Origin of the sequence: Pseudomonas sp. B16120 (assembly GCF_044218845.1) — a bacterium.
Classification (GTDB): domain Bacteria; phylum Pseudomonadota; class Gammaproteobacteria; order Pseudomonadales; family Pseudomonadaceae; genus Aquipseudomonas; species Aquipseudomonas paracarnis.
In genome coordinates, this window is sequence record NZ_CP162588.1 from 1,219,223 (window position 1) to 1,236,656 (window position 17,434).

Consider the following 17,434-nt stretch of genomic DNA (forward strand, 5'->3'; position numbering starts at 1 on the left):
CATGGCCATTCGTGTGCTGGTCGAAGCCTTTGATCCAGGTGCCGAAGTCAACGCCATGCACGCGGCCAACGTGGGCGTGGGCGCGGTGGTGAGCTTTGTCGGCTATGTACGCGACTTCAATGACGGGCGCGAGGTGTCGGGGATGTTTCTTGAACACTACCCCGGCATGACCGAAAAAGCCCTGGCCAAGATCGCCGTGGAAGCCGAACAGCGCTGGCCGTTGCTCAAGCTGGAGGTGCTGCACCGTATCGGCACGCTGGAACCGGGCGAGCCGATTGTGTTTGTCGGCGCGGCCAGCGCGCACCGGCAGGCGGCGTTTGATGCCTGCGCATTTGTGATGGATTACTTGAAGACGCGGGCGCCGTTCTGGAAGAAGGAAAACACCAGCGAGGGGCCGCGTTGGGTAGAAGGGCGCAGCAGTGACCACGCCGCAGCGGATCGCTGGAAGTAGCCAGCCAGACGCAGAAACCAATGTGGGAGCTGGCTTGCCTGCGATAGCATCACTCGGAGTGACTGAAAAACCGAGGTGTCTGCATCGCAGGCAAGCCAGCTCCCACATTTTTTTATCGCATTCCTGTATCAGGGGCGTTTGCGTTCTACAGCCCGCAGCAAGTGCGTCGGCGGCGTCTCACAGCTGATCTTGCGCCCCAGCAACGCCTCGATGGATGGCAGCTGGTACGAGTCATCTTCCCCTGCAAAGCTGATCGACACACCCGCAGCCCCGGCACGTCCGGTACGGCCAATGCGGTGCACGTAGTCGTCCGGCACTTCCGGCAGGGTGAAGTTGATCACGTGGCTGATGCCGTCGATGTGAATACCGCGACCGGCCACGTCGGTGGCTACCAACACGCGGATCTTGCCTTCGCGAAAGCCTTCCAGGGTCTTGATGCGCTTGTGCTGCGGTACATCACCCGACAGTTGCGCAGCGTTGACGCCGTCGCGCACCAGGCGTTCTTCGATGCGGCGCACCTCGTCCTTGCGGTTGGCGAAGACCATCACGCGTTCCCAACCGTTGTCGTTGACCAGGTTGTAGAGCAGCTTGTACTTGTCGGCACCGGCGACGGCGTAGATATGTTGCTCGACGTTTTCGCTGGCGACGTTGAGTGCTTCGATCTCGACGATGGATGGGTCGGTGGTCCACTGCTTGGCGAGGTTCATCACGTCTTCGGTGAAAGTCGCGGAGAACAGCAGGGTCTGGCGCTCGGCTTTCGGCGGCGTCTGACGAATGATCTGGCGTACTTGCGGGATAAAGCCCATGTCGAGCATGCGGTCGGCTTCGTCCAGTACCATCACTTCGACCATGTCCAGATGTACGTCGCCACGCTGGTTGAAGTCGAGCAGGCGGCCCGGGGTGGCGACGAGGATGTCGCAGTGACGGGCTTCAAGGTGCTTGAGCTGCTTGTCGAAATCCATGCCGCCCACGAACGTCATGACGTTGAGGCCGGTGTACTTGGTCAGGTCGGCGGCGTCCTTGGCGATCTGCACCACCAGCTCCCGGGTCGGGGCGATGATCAGCGCACGCGGTTCACCCATGTAGCGCTCTTTGGGCGGCGGCGTTTGCAGCAGTTGGGTGATGATCGAGATCAGGAACGCGGCGGTCTTGCCGGTGCCGGTCTGGGCGCGGCCGATGGCGTCTTTGCCCGCGAGGGTGAAGCCCAGCACTTGCGCCTGGATGGGCGTGCAGTACGGGAAACCCAGGTCCTGGATGGCGTGCATCAGTTCCGGGGCCAGTTTGAAATCGTGGAAGCGGGTCTTGCCTTCCTGGGGTTCGACGACGAAGTCTTCGAGTTTCCAGGGGGTCACGGGCGGCTTGGGCGCACGTTCGCGACGGGGCTTGGCCACAGGCGTCGGGGCGGGCTCGGCAGGCTTTACCTGTTCAGGCGGCGTCACCGTGGTTTTGCTAGGTGAGGCGGCGGGTGCGTTCCGGCCGGGCTGTTGACCGTCATTGCGGTTGCCGGGCTTGGGGGCAGGAGCACTGGGAACAGGCGCGAGCGGCTCAGCCTCGCTTTTGCCGAACATCTTCTTGAGTGCTTTGAGCACGGTCATCTCATTAATTGGTTAAGGAATGTACGCCGGCCAGTGTAATGCAAGAATCGAGCGCGGCGTAGTGCGTCTGTCATACGGCTACATAAACACGGGGTTCAGCGCAGGCGTTCAGTCAGCCAGGTGCCAATATCGTGTATCTCTTGGGGTAACACTTCGTGGCCCATTGGGTATTCCTGCCATGTCACGGTGACACCACGGCCCTTCAAATGCTCGTAGGCGCTGCGGCCCATGGCGTTTTGTACCACTTCGTCGTACTGGCCGTGCAGGCACAGCGTGGGGATGCGTTGCTGGCTGGCGGATAATTCCAGCTCATTATCGAAGGTGGGCGCATAGGTGGAGAGGGCGATCACACCGCCCAAGGGGCCCTCCCATTTCTTAAACGCGGTGTGGAAGACCACCGCGCCACCTTGAGAAAAACCGGCGAGGAAAATTCGCGAGGTGTCTATTCCGGTTCTCTGTTGCGCCTCGATCAGGTCGGTGACCATTTTTGCCGACGCTTCCAGTTCTTCCAGGCTGATCGAACGGGCCGGGCTCATGGCCTTGATGTCGTACCAGCTAGGCATCTCGTAGCCACCATTAATGGTCACCGGACGCGTAGGTGCCTGGGGCAAAACGAAGCGGGTGGTCAGCAGGGTTTCCTGCAGGGCTTCGGCCACCGGCAAGAAGTCGTAGCGATCGGCGCCCAGGCCATGCAACCAGATAACGCAGGCGTCTGCGGGCTTGGCGGGCTGAAGAATCAAGGGTTCGGTCATGTCTGCTCCATAGATGTGCGGGCGCTCCGATGAGGTGCGTCGGAACGGTGCGCAACAGGTTGATCTGTTAAGAGAATGTCGCAAGGCTGAATCTTTTGCCATGTAACCGCAGTTGCAGCCACTCGACCAAGACTCTGGTACGCGCCTTGCTATGTGTAGCTCGATGTCAGAACTCTCCTAGGACGGTAACACTATCAGTGACTGCCGCCTGTGGGAAAGCAACTGGAATTACCGCAAAAACCTCATGCTGCTTGGCCCCAAAAAAAACCAACACGGGTCGATATCGCCTCATAAGGGTGCGCTGAGGTTGGAGCTCCGACACAACAAGAGCAATTGGAGGTTTGTAATGAAGGTATTGAAATCCACCCTGGCCATCGTCTCTGCGGCGGCTGTACTGGGTGTCAGTGGTTTTGCCCACGCGGGCGCCACCCTGGACGCCGTGCAGAAGAAAGGCTTTGTGCAGTGCGGTGTGAGTGACGGCCTGCCGGGTTTCTCGGTGCCGGATGCCAGCGGCAAGATCCTCGGGATCGACGCTGACTATTGCCGCGCGGTGGCGGCTGCCGTATTTGGCGATGCCACCAAGGTCAAGTTCAGCCAGTTGAACGCCAAGGAGCGTTTCACCGCGCTTCAATCCGGCGAAGTCGACATCCTGTCGCGCAACACCACCATGACCAGCTCGCGCGACGCGGGCATGGGCCTGAAATTCCCGGGCTTCATTACCTACTACGACGGCATTGGCTTTCTGGTGAACAACAAGCTGGGCGTGAAAAGTGCCAAGGAACTGGATGGTGCAACCATCTGCATCCAGGCCGGTACCACCACCGAGCTGAACGTTTCCGACTATTTCCGCGCCAACAACCTCAAATACACCCCGATCACCTTCGACACCTCCGATGAAAGCGCCAAGTCGCTGGAATCCGGGCGTTGCGACGTACTGACTTCCGACAAGTCCCAGCTGTTCGCCCAGCGCAGCAAGCTGGCCTCGCCGAAAGACTACGTGGTGCTGCCGGAAACCATTTCCAAGGAGCCCCTGGGCCCGGTCGTGCGTAACGGCGATGACGAGTGGCTGGCCATCGTGCGCTGGGTGGGCTACGCCATGCTCAACGCGGAAGAGGCCGGTGTGACCTCCAAGAACGTCGAGGCTGAAGCCAAGGCCACCAAGAACCCGGACGTTGCGCGTCTGCTCGGTGCCGACGGCGAATACGGCAAAGACCTGAAAGTGAAGAAGGACTGGGTGGTACAGATCGTCAAGCAAGTGGGTAACTACGGCGAGATGTTCGAGCGCAACCTGGGCAAGAGCACGCCGCTGGAAATCGACCGTGGCCTGAACGCCCTGTGGAACAACGGCGGCATTCAATACGCACCCCCTGTGCGCTGATCGCTGATGGTTCTGTCACCCGGTAGGCCAACTGCCGGGTGATGTTCTGTTCCATTATTTTCGGGGCACTTCATGCAAAATAAAATCGGCGCACCCAAGCAGAAGCTCAGCTTCAGCGACCCCAAAGTGCGTGCGTGGCTGTTCCAGATCATCACGATCGTGGCGGTGGTCTCGCTGGGCTGGTACCTGTTCCATAACACCCAGACCAACCTGCAACACCGGGGCATCACCTCGGGTTTCGACTTTCTTGAGCGCAGTGCCGGCTTCGGCATCGCGCAGCACTTGATCGACTACACCGAATCGGACAGCTATGCCCGGGTGTTTGTCATCGGCCTGCTCAACACTTTGCTGGTGACCGTCATCGGTGTGGTGCTGGCAACCCTGCTCGGCTTCATCATCGGCGTGGCGCGCTTGTCGCCCAACTGGATGATCAACAAGCTGGCGACGGTGTACGTGGAGGTGTTCCGCAATATTCCGCCGCTGTTGCAGATCCTGTTCTGGTACTTCGCGGTGTTCCTGACCATGCCAGGGCCGCGCAACAGCCATAACTTCGGTGACACCTTCTTTGTCAGCAGCCGTGGCCTGAACATGCCGGCAGCGCTGGCCTCCGACGGGTTCTGGCCGTTTGTCACCAGCCTGGTGGTCGCCATCGTTGCCATCGTGCTGATGACCCGCTGGGCCAACAAGCGCTTTGAAGCGACGGGGGTTCCCTTCCATAAATTCTGGGCGGGCCTGGCGCTGCTGGTGGTGATCCCGGCGTTGTGCGTGTTGATCTTCGGTACGCCATTGCATTGGGAAATGCCCAAGCTTGCGGGCTTCAACTTCGTCGGTGGCTGGGTGCTGATCCCAGAGTTGCTGGCGTTGACCCTGGCGTTGACTGTGTACACGGCGGCGTTCATTGCGGAGATCGTGCGCTCGGGCATCAAGTCCGTCAGCCATGGCCAGACCGAAGCGGCACGTTCACTGGGCCTGCGCCCGGGGCCGACGCTGCGCAAGGTCATCATCCCGCAAGCGCTGCGCGTGATCATTCCGCCGCTGACCAGCCAATACCTGAACCTGGCGAAAAACTCGTCGTTGGCCGCCGGTATCGGTTATCCGGAAATGGTTTCGCTGTTTGCCGGCACGGTGCTCAACCAGACCGGCCAGGCCATTGAAGTCATTGCCATCACCATGAGCGTGTACCTGGCGATCAGTATCAGCATTTCCCTGCTGATGAACTGGTACAACAAGCGCATTGCGCTGATCGAGCGGTGAGGACACACCCATGACTACGCATACGTTCAAACCTGACATGCCACCGCCGAGCAAAGTCTTCGGGCCGGTGGCCTGGATGCGCGCCAACTTGTTCTCGAGCTGGCTCAATACACTGCTGACCTTGCTGGCGATCTACCTGGTGTACCTGGTGGTGCCACCGATCCTGCACTGGGCCATCCTCGATGCCAACTGGGTGGGCACCACCCGCGCCGACTGCACCAAGGAGGGCGCCTGCTGGGTGTTTATCCAACAGCGCTTCGGGCAGTTCATGTATGGCTACTACCCCGTCGACCTGCGCTGGCGCGTGGACATGACGGTGTGGCTGGCCATCGTGGGCGTGGCGCCGTTGTTCATCTCGCGTTTCCCTCGCAAGGCGATCTACGGCCTGGGCTTTCTGGTGTTGTACCCGATCATCGCCTACTGCTTGCTGCACGGCGGCGTGTTCGGCCTGAGTAATGTGGCGACCAGCCAATGGGGCGGCCTGATGCTGACCCTGGTGATCGCCACCGTGGGCATTGCCGGCGCCTTGCCGCTGGGCATTGTGCTGGCGCTGGGACGGCGTTCGAACATGCCCGCCATTCGGGTGGTCTGCGTGACCTTCATCGAGTTCTGGCGCGGCGTGCCGTTGATCACCGTGCTGTTCATGTCGTCGGTGATGCTGCCGCTGTTCCTGCCTGAAGGCATGAACTTCGACAAGCTGCTGCGGGCGCTGATCGGTGTGATCCTGTTCCAGTCGGCCTATGTGGCCGAAGTGGTGCGCGGTGGTTTGCAGGCGATTCCCAAGGGCCAATACGAAGCCGCTGCGGCGATGGGACTGGGCTACTGGCGCAGCATGGGCCTGGTGATCTTGCCGCAGGCCTTGAAGATGGTGATCCCAGGGATCGTCAACACCTTCATCGCCCTGTTCAAGGACACCAGCCTCGTGATCATCATCGGCCTGTTCGACCTGCTCAACAGCGTCAAGCAAGCCGCCGCCGACCCCAAATGGCTGGGCATGGCCACTGAAGGCTACGTGTTCGCCGCCCTGGTGTTCTGGATTTTCTGTTTTGGTATGTCGCGCTATTCCATGCATCTGGAACGCAAGCTCGACACAGGCCACAAGCGTTAGGAGTTCTTTTTATGAGCGAAGCAATCAAACAGCCTGTGAGCCCTGAAGGCATTATCCAGATGCAGGGCGTCAACAAATGGTACGGCCAGTTCCATGTGTTGAAAGACATCAACCTCAACGTCAAGCAGGGCGAGCGTATCGTGCTGTGCGGCCCGTCGGGCTCAGGCAAGTCCACCACCATCCGCTGCCTCAACCGCCTGGAAGAGCACCAGCAGGGCCGCATTGTGGTCGATGGCGTGGAGCTGACCAACGACCTCAAGCAGATCGAAGCGATCCGCCGTGAAGTCGGCATGGTGTTCCAGCACTTCAACCTGTTCCCGCATTTGACCATCCTGCAAAACTGCACGCTGGCGCCGATGTGGGTGCGCAAGATGCCCAAGCGCAAGGCCGAGGAAATCGCCATGCACTACCTGGAGCGTGTGCGCATTCCGGAGCAGGCCCACAAGTTTCCCGGGCAGCTTTCAGGTGGCCAGCAACAGCGCGTGGCGATTGCCCGCGCGCTGTGCATGAAGCCCAAAATCATGTTGTTCGATGAGCCGACGTCGGCGCTGGATCCTGAGATGGTGAAAGAGGTGCTGGACACCATGATCGGCCTGGCTGAAGACGGCATGACCATGTTGTGCGTGACCCACGAAATGGGCTTTGCCCGCACCGTGGCCAACCGCGTGATCTTCATGGACAAGGGCGAGATCGTGGAACAGGCGGCACCGAATGACTTCTTTGATAACCCGCAGAATGAGCGGACCCGGTTGTTCTTGAGCCAGATACTGCATTGATGGAGTGTTAAAAATAAACCCGGCCTGGTGCCGGGTTTGTTTTTTGCCCTCAGTCAGGGCGTCGTCGCGATCTCGTGTTCTTTGTGGGGTGTATGCGTGGTGTTACGCATATCAGCACCCTCACTCAAGGTTTTTGCATCAACGAGCAGATGCGGGTGGCGATCAAGCAAGCGCATAAGCACGACGAGGGATTTTGGCGCCAGCAGCTCACCGCGTTCGTAACGTGAAAGTGCGTTATGTCCGCCGCCGGAAAGCAGTTGCACAGTGTCCTTTTGTGAAAGATGCAATTTGCGACGAATGCGCTTTATCTCGTTACCGATCATTCGTCTGAAGCTGTAGACCATCTCATCACAGTGATCTGAATAGCGGTCCGCGTCTTCAGGGTCAAAGATCACCTCACCACAACTTTGGCACTCCCAGCCTGAAAGGTTGTCGATTCGGCGGTGCAAGCCTTTGACTTCCGATGTTTCGCTGCGACCCGAAAAATGTCGCATTCCGTCATGCTGGCCGCAGCTGAAGCACTGTTCTGTTTTCATAGGTTACTCTCCTTGAAGGAGATCACCGGAGGTTTACCGTCCGTGCGGTACGTCACCTTGATTTAGATCTCCAGGCCATGTGAGTGAATGTGATAAACGTCTTGCCAGACGCAATGGTCGCCATAACTTGTCATGGATTTAAACAGCATCTTGCCCGTTAGCTTGTAAACAACCTCCTGCATTTGCGTGATGCTCAGATCGAGCTTTTCCCCGCAGTTGCGTGCTGTTTTGGTAAAAGCTTGTTTTCCAAGCCGCCTGACATCCGCCTTGATCAGGGCCAAATCGTAATGAGGTGTGTACTTTTCCATAAGACACCTGAGTCCAATAATTACCCTCTAAGGGTAATTTTACCAATCGAAAATACTGCTCCTTTTCCTGCCTAAGAACCCTAGTGCGTTGCCTTTGTAGGCAACTCCGAATAGCCTGTAGGGAAATTCATCCTATGATTGGACGAAAGCGCTAAACCCATGACAGACATCGCCCCGCTGATCAAACGCTCCCTGGTCGACCAGGCCCTGGAGCAACTGCGCCTGCGCATCTCCCAAGGCGTATGGGCCATCGGCGAGCGCCTGCCCACCGAGCCCGAACTGTCCGCCGAGCTCGGTATCAGCCGTAACACCGTGCGCGAGGCCATGCGGGTATTGGCCTTCTCTGGCTTGATCGACATTCGCCAGGGCGACGGTAGTTACCTGCGCTCGATGACCGACCCGCTGGGCACAATGCGGGCGCTGTCTCATTGCACGCTGGAGCAGGCGCAGGAGACGCGCCAGATTCTGGAGGTGGAGGCCATCGGCCTGGCTGCGTTGCGTCGTACCGAAGCGGACCTTACGGCATTGCGCAAGGCGCTCGACCTCAGCGCCGGGCGTTATCACGGTGACCTGGAGGCCTATATCAGTGCCGACCTGATCTTCCACCAGCACTTGGTGGATGCGGCGCACAACCCGGCCTTGAGCGAGCTGTACCACTACTTCTCCGCCATTGTCGGCGCGCAGCTGCGCCAGACCCTGAACCGCTCACCGCGACGCCAGGCGGTGTTCGACCTGCATGGAGCGCTACTCGATGCGGTGGAACAACAAGACCCGGACCGCGCCAAATCCCTCTGCCGGCAGTTGATCAATGAACCCTGAAGCCCCACGCAAGACCGAACTCGAAGAACTGTTGATCGACGCCGAAGCTGACGACGACAGCGTGCAGCAGGCGCAGCCGAGCGTGGTTCGGCCATGGCTGCTGTTGCTGGGCCTGGTGTTGGTGGCCTTGAACCTGCGCCCGGCCTTGTCGAGCCTGTCGCCGTTGCTGGCAGAGGTTTCGAGCAGTTTGGGCTTGTCCGCCGCCAAGGCCGGTTTACTGACCACCTTGCCGGTGCTGTGCCTGGGCCTGTTTGCACCTACCGCGCCGATGCTGGCCCGGCGTTTCGGCGCCGAGCGCGTGGTGCTCGGCATCCTGCTGACCCTGGCCGCGGGGATCATCCTGCGCAGTTCGTTCGGTGAGGTGGGGTTGTTCCTCGGTAGCCTGGTTGCAGGTGCCAGCATTGGCATCATCGGCGTGTTGCTGCCGGGTATCGTCAAGCGCGATTTCGCCAGCCAGGCCGGCGCCATGACCGGTGTCTACACCATGGCGTTGTGCTTGGGCGCCGCCATGGCGGCCGGTGCCTCGGTGCCACTGAGCCACGCCTTTGGCGACAGTTGGAAGATCGGCCTGGGCTTCTGGATCCTGCCGGCCCTGGTGGCGGCCCTGGTCTGGTTGCCCCAGGTTGGGCAGAAGCACGGAGCCCATCGTGTGGCCTATCGTGTGAAGGGTTTATTGCGCGATCCGCTGGCCTGGCAGGTCACCCTGTACATGGGCCTGCAGTCGTCACTGGCCTACATCGTGTTCGGCTGGTTGCCGTCGATCCTGATTGGCCGCGGCCTGAGCGCGACCGAAGCCGGGTTGGCGCTGTCGGGCTCGATTATCGTGCAACTGCTCAGCTCCCTGGCCGCGCCGTGGCTGGCGACGCGGGGCAAGGACCAGCGCCTGGCGATCGTGGTGGTGATGCTGTTGACGCTCGGCGGCTTGTTCGGGTGCCTGTACGCGCCGCTGGATGGCCTGTGGGGTTGGGCGATTGTGCTGGGCCTGGGGCAGGGCGGGACGTTCAGCCTGGCGCTGACCCTGATCGTGTTGCGTTCACGCGATTCCCATGTGGCGGCCAACCTGTCGAGCATGGCCCAAGGCATTGGCTACACCCTGGCCTCCCTCGGCCCTTTCGCGGTCGGCCTGGTACATGACTTGACCGGCGGCTGGACGGCTATCGGCTGGATCTTCGCCGTGATCGGCCTGGGCGCTATCGTCGCGGGCCTCGGCGCCGGCCGTGCGCGCTATGTGCAAGTCACCAGCGAGAAAGTCTAGAGATACACCACTTCCAGCGTGGCCGAGCCATCGAGCGGTGTTTCTACGCTCAAGTCCAGATTCTTGCGCGCATTGATCACGGTCTGCACCGTCACCATGCCTCCCAGGATACCGATCGCCGTGGGCCCGCTGACGCTGCCCTCGACGTCCGTGAAGCCCAGGTAGCTCCTGGAGCCGATGTCGATGGGGTTGAGGTTGGAGGTTCGCCACGCCAGGCCACCGGTGGTGGATTCAGTGCCGTAGATCTGTGCGGTGTTGCTGGCCTGCGTCTGCCGAGGGTCGAAGGTCATGGAGTAGACGCCCAGGCGGTTACCGCTGTTATCGAACCCCAACCCGTAGTAAATCTCGCTGTTGACCATGGCCGAGCCGTCGCGGTTGTCAGTCATGCGCAAGGCATAGCGCACGGGGCCGTTGCAGGCAATGCCGATGTGCAGATTCTTGACAGGCAGGCGCGTGGCGGTCTCCAGGTTCAGATCTTGTTGGGCAATCTTGCCGTAGTCGATCAGGCCGCCGCTGGAGAGTTGTGGCAAGCAGGCGGCGGGAATGATCAGGCCCTGGACGCTCAGGTCAACCGTGGAGGCCGCCAGTGCCTGGGCGCTGCCGCATAAAAGCAGGCTGCAAAGAAGGTGTCTTTTCATGATGCGAACTCCTACAAGTAGACAATTTCGAGAGTGCCGGACCCATTGATGCGCACCACATCACGCAGATCCAGGCTTTGCATGGGCGCCAGATACGTTTTGATGCGCATCGTGCCGGTCAGTGTCTGCATGGACACCGGCCCGGTGGTGACACCTGTCTTGTCGGTAAAACCCAGCAGGCTGTTGGCCGCCATGGGGATCTGCCGGGCGGTGGAACTGCTCCACGCCACGCCATTGCTGGTGGAGTCGGTGCGGTACAAGGTGGGAAAGCTATCGGCGCTGAATTCCCCCGGGTCGATGGTCAAATAAAAACGCCCGATTTTGTTACGGCTGGCGTCCAAGTCCAGTCCATAGGCCGTTTCATCAGTGCCGCCGGTGGCCGAACCGTCGCGGTTGTCTTTCATGCGCAGGCCAAAGCGGATCGGCGCGTCGCAGCTCACGTTCAGGCGCAGCGTACGAGTGGGCAGGGGTGTTTCGTTGGTGGCGCTGAGGTCCTTGGCGTACAACGTGCCATAGTCGACCACGCCGTGGTCCGACAGTGTCGGCAGGCAAGCAACGGGCGCAAAGTGCGCGCGCAGCGTCAGTTCCCGGTAGCGGCCGTGGCTTGCGCCGTACAGCATTCCAGAGACTTCCCAGGTAGTTGCGTCTCTGGCTTGTATTGCCGCCACACCGGCCCAGGCGCGTAGCGTCAGTTGCAACGAAAGGGTTTTGCCCATGAGTACGGCACCTTGTTCAATCGGTGCGATGCCGTGCCCGGGGCGCCACTCCAGTACCGTTGCACTCATCACGGGGGGCTGGCCGGCAGCGGTCAGCAAGCCCAATTCAACGGAGCGACCGTCGAGCACGGCATTGCCGACCTCGATGGCATAGCTGCCGTGTTCGGTAAATTGCAGGCGCTGCGGGGTGGCAGCCAGCGCACGATAGAAGAGGCTGAGGTCTTCGGCCTGGGGGCAGTTGACGTTCACGCTCAGGCGGCGCTCACCGAGCAAGCGTTCCGGCGCGCCGTCGTGTTGCGCAAGACGGTTCATCAGACCGAAATCAACCTGAGCTTCGCTGACGTTCAGTTGGCATTCTTCCAAGGCTTGGGCCGTGCCGGCGATGCCGAGCAGTAGCCACATACAGAGTGAGCGCATACAGGTTGCAAGGGGCATGACAGAAATCCTCAAGGTACGCGGCAACGTGCGGGAGCCGATTCGAAGTACACCGACGGGTCGGCTTTGGCTGCCAGTTGGTAGTGCAACTGGCAACGGCCTCCCTGGGGTGTGGTTATCCACAGCGTCGTTTGATCCAGTACGTTGGGCAGAAAGACCTGGCTGCCGTCCTGCACCAAGGTCACAAACTCACCACTGGCACTGCTGACAGAGGCGCCCGCAGGCAGCGGCGAGCCGTCGTCGTGACTGACGGTGAGCAACACACGGCGGGTCAAACCGACGCCGAACTCGACCCTGTCCACCGCGCCGCGTCCGGCCGAGATCATTGCCAGGCCGTTGTTGATATCGGCATTGCGCGGCAGCGAGCGGGTCTGGACTTCCACCGGGCTGCGCCCGTACGCGGCCACTTGCGGCACCACGGCCTGGCCTTGCCAATCGGTCCAGACCGGCCCGCTGGGGGTACTGAGCTTGATGCCGCTCATGTCGCCGACGGACACCAGGGCAAAGGTGTCGCGCACCGGGTAGGGGGAAAGGGTCACGCCGCCACCGTGCATCACCACTGCGCCGCGGGCCCCCCCTTGATAACTGGAGCGCTCGGCATCGGAGCGGCTGTAGCTGAAGTCGAGCTGGCTGTAGCGTGGCAACGCCGAGACGCCGACAGTGGTTTCCACCTGATGATCGCTGCTGTCATGTTCGGCGCTGACCCGGTAGCTGAGCTGGTCGTCGATCTGTTCGGTCACGCCCATGCCGGTGCGGTTTTCGCCGCCGGAGTTGCGTACCCAACTGCGCAGTCGGCGACTCTCGCCCAGCGGCACACTGATGTTGAGGTAAACCGCGTTATCTTGTTGCTGGCTGCCGCCCATTTGCCATTCGGCGCTGGCTGACAAAGACACCGCGCCAATACTGGTGCCCCAGGATGCCAATGCGCGGCTGCTGCTGTCGCCGGCGAAGTTGGATGAGCGCGAAACCCCGGCGCTGAATGCACCCAGTATTGGGTGCGACCACCCCAGGTTGAGGCTTTGCTGGTCGCGGTAGCGTGAAGCGCGATTGCGGTCGTCGCGCTCGTAGGTGCTCTCTTCGAGTTCGCGGTAGCCGGGGCTGCGCCAGGAATTGGCGGCGCTGAATGACCACTGTTCGTTGAGGCGCTGGGACCAGGAAAGATCGGTTTGCACACCGGAGACTTTTTCACGCGCCTGGGTGTTGGACACTTGCGTGGACAGTTGGACCTGACTGTCCAGCCAGGGAATCCAGCCCAGGCTGGCGCCCACCGAGCGGTATTCGCTGGCCGCCAGCACGCCGCTGCCCAGGGTCACTTGAGGATGCAGGGCGCCTGTCCAGCCGGCACTGACCACCCAAGGATCATCCCCTTTGGCGTCGCCGACATTACGTACCCGGCCCGCCGCCACGGAGTAACCCGGCGCTGGCAACCCGAGACCCAGCATGGCCGCCGGCACAGTGAAGCGTCGCTCACCGCCGACACTTTCCTTGACCGTGACCTCCACATCCGAGCGCGTGTTCAACCGGCGCACATCGGACAGGACAAAGGGGCCGGCAGGCACCACGGTGGAGTGAATCAACGCACCGTTCTGCCGCACTTCGACCTGTGCGGGACTGTTGGCGATACCTTGGATCAGCGCACCCTGGCCCTGCTCCTGAAGGGCGTGTTCGGTGAGCACTTGCACCCCGGTGATCTGTGCGCCGGACAGCACCGGGTTATACAGATTGACCTGCCCGGCCTGAAGCACTGCCTGATGGCTGGCGAAGGTGCGTTGAGCATAGGCTTCCAAGTGGGTGCTGCGTGACAGGCCATCCTGCCAGGTCTGCACCTGACGACTGCGCACGATCCAGTCGCCGGCATTGAAACCCACCTCGGTATTGGCCGAGCCGAACCGGCTGGCGTCATCGCCGAAGCGGTTGTAGAAGCCGCTGAGGTCGTAATTGAGTAGCCCGGCAAATCCGCCGGTTTCGTAGCCGGAAATATCCTGCCGCACCGGGCGCAGCGCTTCGGTGGGCACCACCAGGGATACCGTCAGTGTCGCCGGATCCGGCTCCACCAGGCTTTGCGGATATTGCCCAAGGAAGTCCTGGCAACCTTCGGTTTCACTGGGCAACTGCAGGTTGGCGGCGTCCAGCAAGGCCCGGTCAAAGCACAGGTTGCCCTGCTGATCAAAACTGACATCATGCCGGCCGCGTCGCTCGCCGTTGACCCGCAGGTGGACGGTATGTCGCCCGGCGGCGAAGCGCGGTGCGGCCAGCAACAGGCTGGCCAGCTGTGGGTCGATGCCACGTTGATGCAAGGTCTGGGTGTCGAAGCCGGCCGGGCTCGAATCATCGGCCCAGGCCTTGGTCGACAGCACTGCGCACAGCAGCAGCGCCAACGGCAACGGCGGTCGGGCAAGGATGGCGGGCACGGCTTCGCCGTCACGGTAACTCAATACTGTTATCACGCAAGGTACTCTTGTAGTGAACACTCAGGCCGTGTGCGCCCGGCGTTCTGGTGACGGTCGATATGCCGTCACTTCGTTATCCAGGCGTCGGTCGATGGTGCGACGCCTGTGGTTTTCCGTCAGAGGGTGATCGGTGCGTCGTAGGCCTTGACCGCAAAGCCATACACCGTGGCCGGCTGCAGCCTGACTGTGCTGGCCTGGCCACCGCTGGCCGGTACGCTGATGGCTTCGCCCGGCAGCACGTAGGTGCGCGGCAGCATGGCTTTGCCGTTACCTGGCAACAGCAGCAGCTCCTGCGCCAGGCGCACCACATAGGGCGTGTCATTGCGCACCTGCAACTGGCCGTCGCGCAGGGTCCAGGTCAGGTCGGTCCACGGTGTGCGGTTCGGCGCCAGGCCCTTGGGGTGCACGATTACCGGCAGGTTCTGGCGCACAGTCACGCCCACGCGGGCATGCCCGGCGGCAGTGGCGGCGCGACCTTGCGGCATGCCTTCGAACACGGCGCGTTTGAGTCGCTGAGTGAGCAGCGGCTGCTGGTTCTGCAGGATGAACCGCACCAGCTGGGATTTGGACGCCTCAACCCGTGACAACGGCGGTGTCACCACCAGCAGCGGCTCGGTGTCTTCTGGAATATCCAGCAAGGTCACATGCAGCAGCGCGAGCTGGCTGTCGGTGTTGGTCACCGACACGGCGGCTTCGCCCTCGGCTTCGTGCACGATCACCACGGAGGTGTCGGGTACCATGCCATCGGCTTTTACTGGATTACCCAGCACCAGTAGCAGGGCCAGGGCGCCGACGGCGGTGTTTGAGCGTGTCATGGTCATGACGGTTTTCCATTAGGCGATAGTTGGGTCAGAGGTAGCGCAAATCCAGGACGATGGAGCCGTCCAGAGGGACTTCCTGGTCCAGTGTCAGGTACTGCGAAAAGTTGATGGCCGTGTCCACCTGCAGCCTGACCAGCAACTGGCTGATGAACTCGGGCTGACGGTCACCGGGCGGCGCGAAGGCCATGTAGGAGCGTGGATAGGCATTGGGGTCTTGTGACCAGGTCTCGCCGCTGTTGATGGAGGCCAGTACCTGCAACGGCTGTGAGTCGCCCAGGGCGTCGCGATAGGACAACGCTACGGAACCGAGACGCTCCTCAGGGGCGTGTATGTTTCTTCCCAGCCCATAGAAGTAGTCGGGCGCCAGTGACGACTCGGCACGATTGTCGATGCCCACCAGTGCAAACAGCATGGGCCGGGCGCACAGCACGTGCAGATCAAGCATCTGGCTGGGCAGCACGGTGAACTCGTCGACGTTGAGGCTGTGGGACGGGATCTTGCCGTGATCGACAATGCCCTCGTTCGTCAGCTCGATATGACAGGCGTCCGGTGTGACCCGGCCGGTTACCGTGAGGTCGACGAACGAGCCCGCGTGTGCCTGGAACGCGATGAGCAGGCACAGTACGGCGGCACAGAGACGGGCGGGTGCAGCCAACACAGGCATCGGCAGGCGCAGCCCATGCCTGTCAATGTTCAAGGGATGGGCCGCCATGGGTTAAAGGTACTTCACTTCAAGGGTGGCGGAGCCGTCGATGGTGACCTCATTGCTCAGGTCCAAGCCATCGGCGCGATTAATGATGGTTTGCACTTCCAGGTCGAGGCTCAGGTCCTTGACCGCCAGTGGCTGGGTGTCGTCATCCATCGCGGCGACTGACATGTACAGGCCTGGGTCCCAGAACTTTTCCCTGTACCAGGTATTACCTTGGTCGCCCGACGCAATCGGCTGCACCACGACGCCACCTTCGGCAACCGGGTTGGCGAACGTCAGGATGTACCCGCCAAGCACCTGGGTCTCATTGATAAATCCAAGACCGTAACGTATCGAGCTGCCGGACGCTGCGCGGTTATCGATCGAGTGCAGAGCAAACTGGATCGGCGCGTCGCAATTGACCGCCATGCTCAGTGTGTTGTTGCCGATGACCGTATTTTTGTCCGGGTTCAGGTCCTTGGCGGAAATCTTGCCGTGGTCGATCACGCCACCACCGGACAGGCTCGGTGTACAGGCACTGGGCACGATCAGGCCTTTGACGGTCAGGTCAACGGTGGACGCGGCGAAGGTGGCGGCCGAGTTGAGCAGCAACAGGCTGGCGGCCAGGGTGGTCAAGCGGGTTTTCATGGTGCGGGCTCCTTAGAGGTAATTGACTTGCACAGTGGCGTGACCGTCGATGGGGACTTCGTCGGTAAGCGTCAGGTCGTTGGCGGGTGCAATGTGGGTGATCAGGCGTATCTCGGCGTCCAGTTCCTGGATCGCAATGGGGGTCACGTCGTCGTTGTTGGCGACCGCCGTCAGCAAGGTGTGACTGAGCATCACGGAGGGCATCCAGGTCGTGCCGCCATCCCTTGAAGTGATGGTGCGCACCGATACGTTGTCGGCCACCGGGTTATAGAGGCCAAGCCCGGCGTCGCCGACTTTTTCATCGTTGGCCGTGGTGCCCAGGCCGTGCCAGCTGAAGTGGCTGGCAGCCGTACCCGGGCGGTTATCGATGGTGTTGAGGGTAAAAAAAGTCGGCCCGTCGCAACGCACGCTCAAGAGCATGGTTTCCCTGGGCAAATCGGTATAGGTGTGGGTATTGAGGTCTTTGACCGACACCTTGCCGAAGTCGACAATGCCACCGCCGGAGACCACCGGGGCGCAGGCGCTGGGGGTGATGACGCCTTGGACCAGCAACTCGGTGTTGCTGTTGGCGAATGCTGGCGGGCAGAGCAGCAACACGCCTGTCAGGCTGAACGTGAGTACCTTCATGGTCGAATGGATCTCCTGGGGGTGGTTTGAATCTTCTAGAGGGAGTTACAGATACAAGCGTTCTGCAGTGCCCGGGCCTGGACGCTTATCCACAGCGCTGGCGGCCAATAGGCGGGCGCTCGCCGCCAGCGACAGGACGCTGCCGAGTAGGGCTAGGCAGAGCTTCATCGAAGAAGCCC

Annotated in this window: 18 protein-coding genes and 1 pseudogene; 7 read left to right on the top strand and 12 right to left on the bottom strand. The window is 61.2% G+C overall.

Features of this window, described 5'->3' with window-relative positions:
• Nucleotide 1 precedes the first annotated feature (1 nt).
• Nucleotides 2-451 (top strand): molybdopterin synthase catalytic subunit MoaE, encoded by a 450-nt coding sequence (gene moaE, locus AB4P90_RS05885; RefSeq protein ID WP_395605734.1) that lies wholly within the window; start codon nucleotides 2-4, stop codon nucleotides 449-451.
• Nucleotides 452-579: 128 nt separating this feature from the next.
• Here the strand turns inward: moaE and rhlB are convergent, their stop codons facing one another.
• Nucleotides 580-2,046, bottom strand: coding sequence for an ATP-dependent RNA helicase RhlB (gene rhlB / locus AB4P90_RS05890; RefSeq protein WP_014717018.1), 1,467 nt, complete (start codon nucleotides 2,044-2,046; stop codon nucleotides 580-582).
• Nucleotides 2,047-2,141: 95 nt separating this feature from the next.
• On the bottom strand, nucleotides 2,142-2,798 hold the full coding sequence (locus AB4P90_RS05895) for an alpha/beta hydrolase (protein ID WP_014717019.1): 657 nt from the start codon (nucleotides 2,796-2,798) through the stop codon (nucleotides 2,142-2,144).
• Nucleotides 2,799-3,144: 346 nt separating this feature from the next.
• Here AB4P90_RS05895 and AB4P90_RS05900 point away from each other — a divergent pair, with 346 nt between their 5' ends.
• From AB4P90_RS05900 to AB4P90_RS05915, 4 genes are all read left to right on the top strand, one after another.
• A complete protein-coding gene (locus AB4P90_RS05900) occupies nucleotides 3,145-4,176 on the top strand; it encodes an amino acid ABC transporter substrate-binding protein (protein ID WP_014717020.1) in 1,032 nt (343 codons plus the stop codon).
• 72 nt (nucleotides 4,177-4,248) lie between these two features.
• Nucleotides 4,249-5,430 (top strand): amino acid ABC transporter permease, encoded by a 1,182-nt coding sequence (locus tag AB4P90_RS05905; protein WP_019817630.1) that lies wholly within the window; start codon nucleotides 4,249-4,251, stop codon nucleotides 5,428-5,430.
• Between the two features lie 10 nt (nucleotides 5,431-5,440).
• Nucleotides 5,441-6,538 carry an amino acid ABC transporter permease gene (locus tag AB4P90_RS05910; RefSeq protein WP_014717022.1) on the top strand — a complete coding sequence of 366 codons (1,098 nt, stop codon included), beginning with the start codon at nucleotides 5,441-5,443 and terminating at the stop codon, nucleotides 6,536-6,538.
• Nucleotides 6,539-6,549: 11 nt separating this feature from the next.
• Nucleotides 6,550-7,314, top strand: coding sequence for an amino acid ABC transporter ATP-binding protein (locus AB4P90_RS05915; protein ID WP_003188759.1), 765 nt, complete (start codon nucleotides 6,550-6,552; stop codon nucleotides 7,312-7,314).
• A gap of 53 nt (nucleotides 7,315-7,367) precedes the next feature.
• On the opposite strand, the gene AB4P90_RS05920 is transcribed toward AB4P90_RS05915, so the two are convergent.
• Complete coding sequence (locus tag AB4P90_RS05920) at nucleotides 7,368-7,850, bottom strand: type II toxin-antitoxin system MqsA family antitoxin (RefSeq protein WP_395605735.1); 483 nt, start codon at nucleotides 7,848-7,850, stop codon at nucleotides 7,368-7,370.
• Nucleotides 7,847-8,158: pseudogene (locus AB4P90_RS05925) on the bottom strand (type II toxin-antitoxin system MqsR family toxin). Before AB4P90_RS05925 ends, AB4P90_RS05920 begins: the two are co-directional and overlap by 4 nt.
• A gap of 159 nt (nucleotides 8,159-8,317) precedes the next feature.
• On the opposite strand from AB4P90_RS05925, the gene AB4P90_RS05930 reads away from it, so the two are divergent.
• Together AB4P90_RS05930 and AB4P90_RS05935 are read left to right on the top strand one after the other, a co-directional pair.
• A complete protein-coding gene (locus AB4P90_RS05930) occupies nucleotides 8,318-8,977 on the top strand; it encodes a FadR/GntR family transcriptional regulator (protein WP_014717025.1) in 660 nt (219 codons plus the stop codon).
• Nucleotides 8,967-10,232, top strand: coding sequence for a CynX/NimT family MFS transporter (locus AB4P90_RS05935; RefSeq protein ID WP_106111016.1), 1,266 nt, complete (start codon nucleotides 8,967-8,969; stop codon nucleotides 10,230-10,232). Before AB4P90_RS05930 ends, AB4P90_RS05935 begins: the two co-directional genes overlap by 11 nt.
• On the opposite strand, the gene AB4P90_RS05940 is transcribed toward AB4P90_RS05935, so the two are convergent.
• The 8 genes from AB4P90_RS05940 to AB4P90_RS05975 all read right to left on the bottom strand — a co-directional run bounded on the left by AB4P90_RS05940 (nucleotide 10,229) and on the right by AB4P90_RS05975 (nucleotide 17,423).
• Nucleotides 10,229-10,870, bottom strand: a complete 642-nt coding sequence (locus AB4P90_RS05940; RefSeq protein ID WP_395605736.1) for a DUF1120 domain-containing protein — start codon at nucleotides 10,868-10,870, stop codon at nucleotides 10,229-10,231. The genes AB4P90_RS05935 and AB4P90_RS05940 overlap by 4 nt on opposite strands.
• An 11-nt stretch (nucleotides 10,871-10,881) precedes the next feature.
• The gene (locus tag AB4P90_RS05945; RefSeq protein WP_395605737.1) at nucleotides 10,882-12,021 is read right to left on the bottom strand and encodes a DUF1120 domain-containing protein; all 1,140 of its coding nucleotides are present in this window, start codon (nucleotides 12,019-12,021) and stop codon (nucleotides 10,882-10,884) included.
• 11 nt (nucleotides 12,022-12,032) lie between these two features.
• Nucleotides 12,033-14,468, bottom strand: a complete 2,436-nt coding sequence (locus tag AB4P90_RS05950) for a fimbria/pilus outer membrane usher protein (RefSeq protein ID WP_395605738.1) — start codon at nucleotides 14,466-14,468, stop codon at nucleotides 12,033-12,035.
• A 119-nt stretch (nucleotides 14,469-14,587) separates the two neighbouring features.
• A complete protein-coding gene (locus AB4P90_RS05955; protein ID WP_014717030.1) occupies nucleotides 14,588-15,292 on the bottom strand; it encodes a fimbria/pilus chaperone family protein in 705 nt (234 codons plus the stop codon).
• 28 nt (nucleotides 15,293-15,320) lie between these two features.
• Nucleotides 15,321-16,004, bottom strand: coding sequence for a DUF1120 domain-containing protein (locus AB4P90_RS05960; protein WP_020301229.1), 684 nt, complete (start codon nucleotides 16,002-16,004; stop codon nucleotides 15,321-15,323).
• Nucleotides 16,005-16,007: 3 nt separating this feature from the next.
• Complete coding sequence (locus AB4P90_RS05965; RefSeq protein WP_019817636.1) at nucleotides 16,008-16,628, bottom strand: DUF1120 domain-containing protein; 621 nt, start codon at nucleotides 16,626-16,628, stop codon at nucleotides 16,008-16,010.
• A gap of 12 nt (nucleotides 16,629-16,640) precedes the next feature.
• Entirely contained in the window at nucleotides 16,641-17,255 is a 615-nt protein-coding gene (locus AB4P90_RS05970; RefSeq protein WP_032903332.1) for a DUF1120 domain-containing protein, read from the bottom strand.
• A 45-nt stretch (nucleotides 17,256-17,300) separates the two neighbouring features.
• On the bottom strand, nucleotides 17,301-17,423 hold the full coding sequence (locus AB4P90_RS05975) for a hypothetical protein (protein ID WP_256203223.1): 123 nt from the start codon (nucleotides 17,421-17,423) through the stop codon (nucleotides 17,301-17,303).
• Nucleotides 17,424-17,434: the final 11 nt, after the last annotated feature.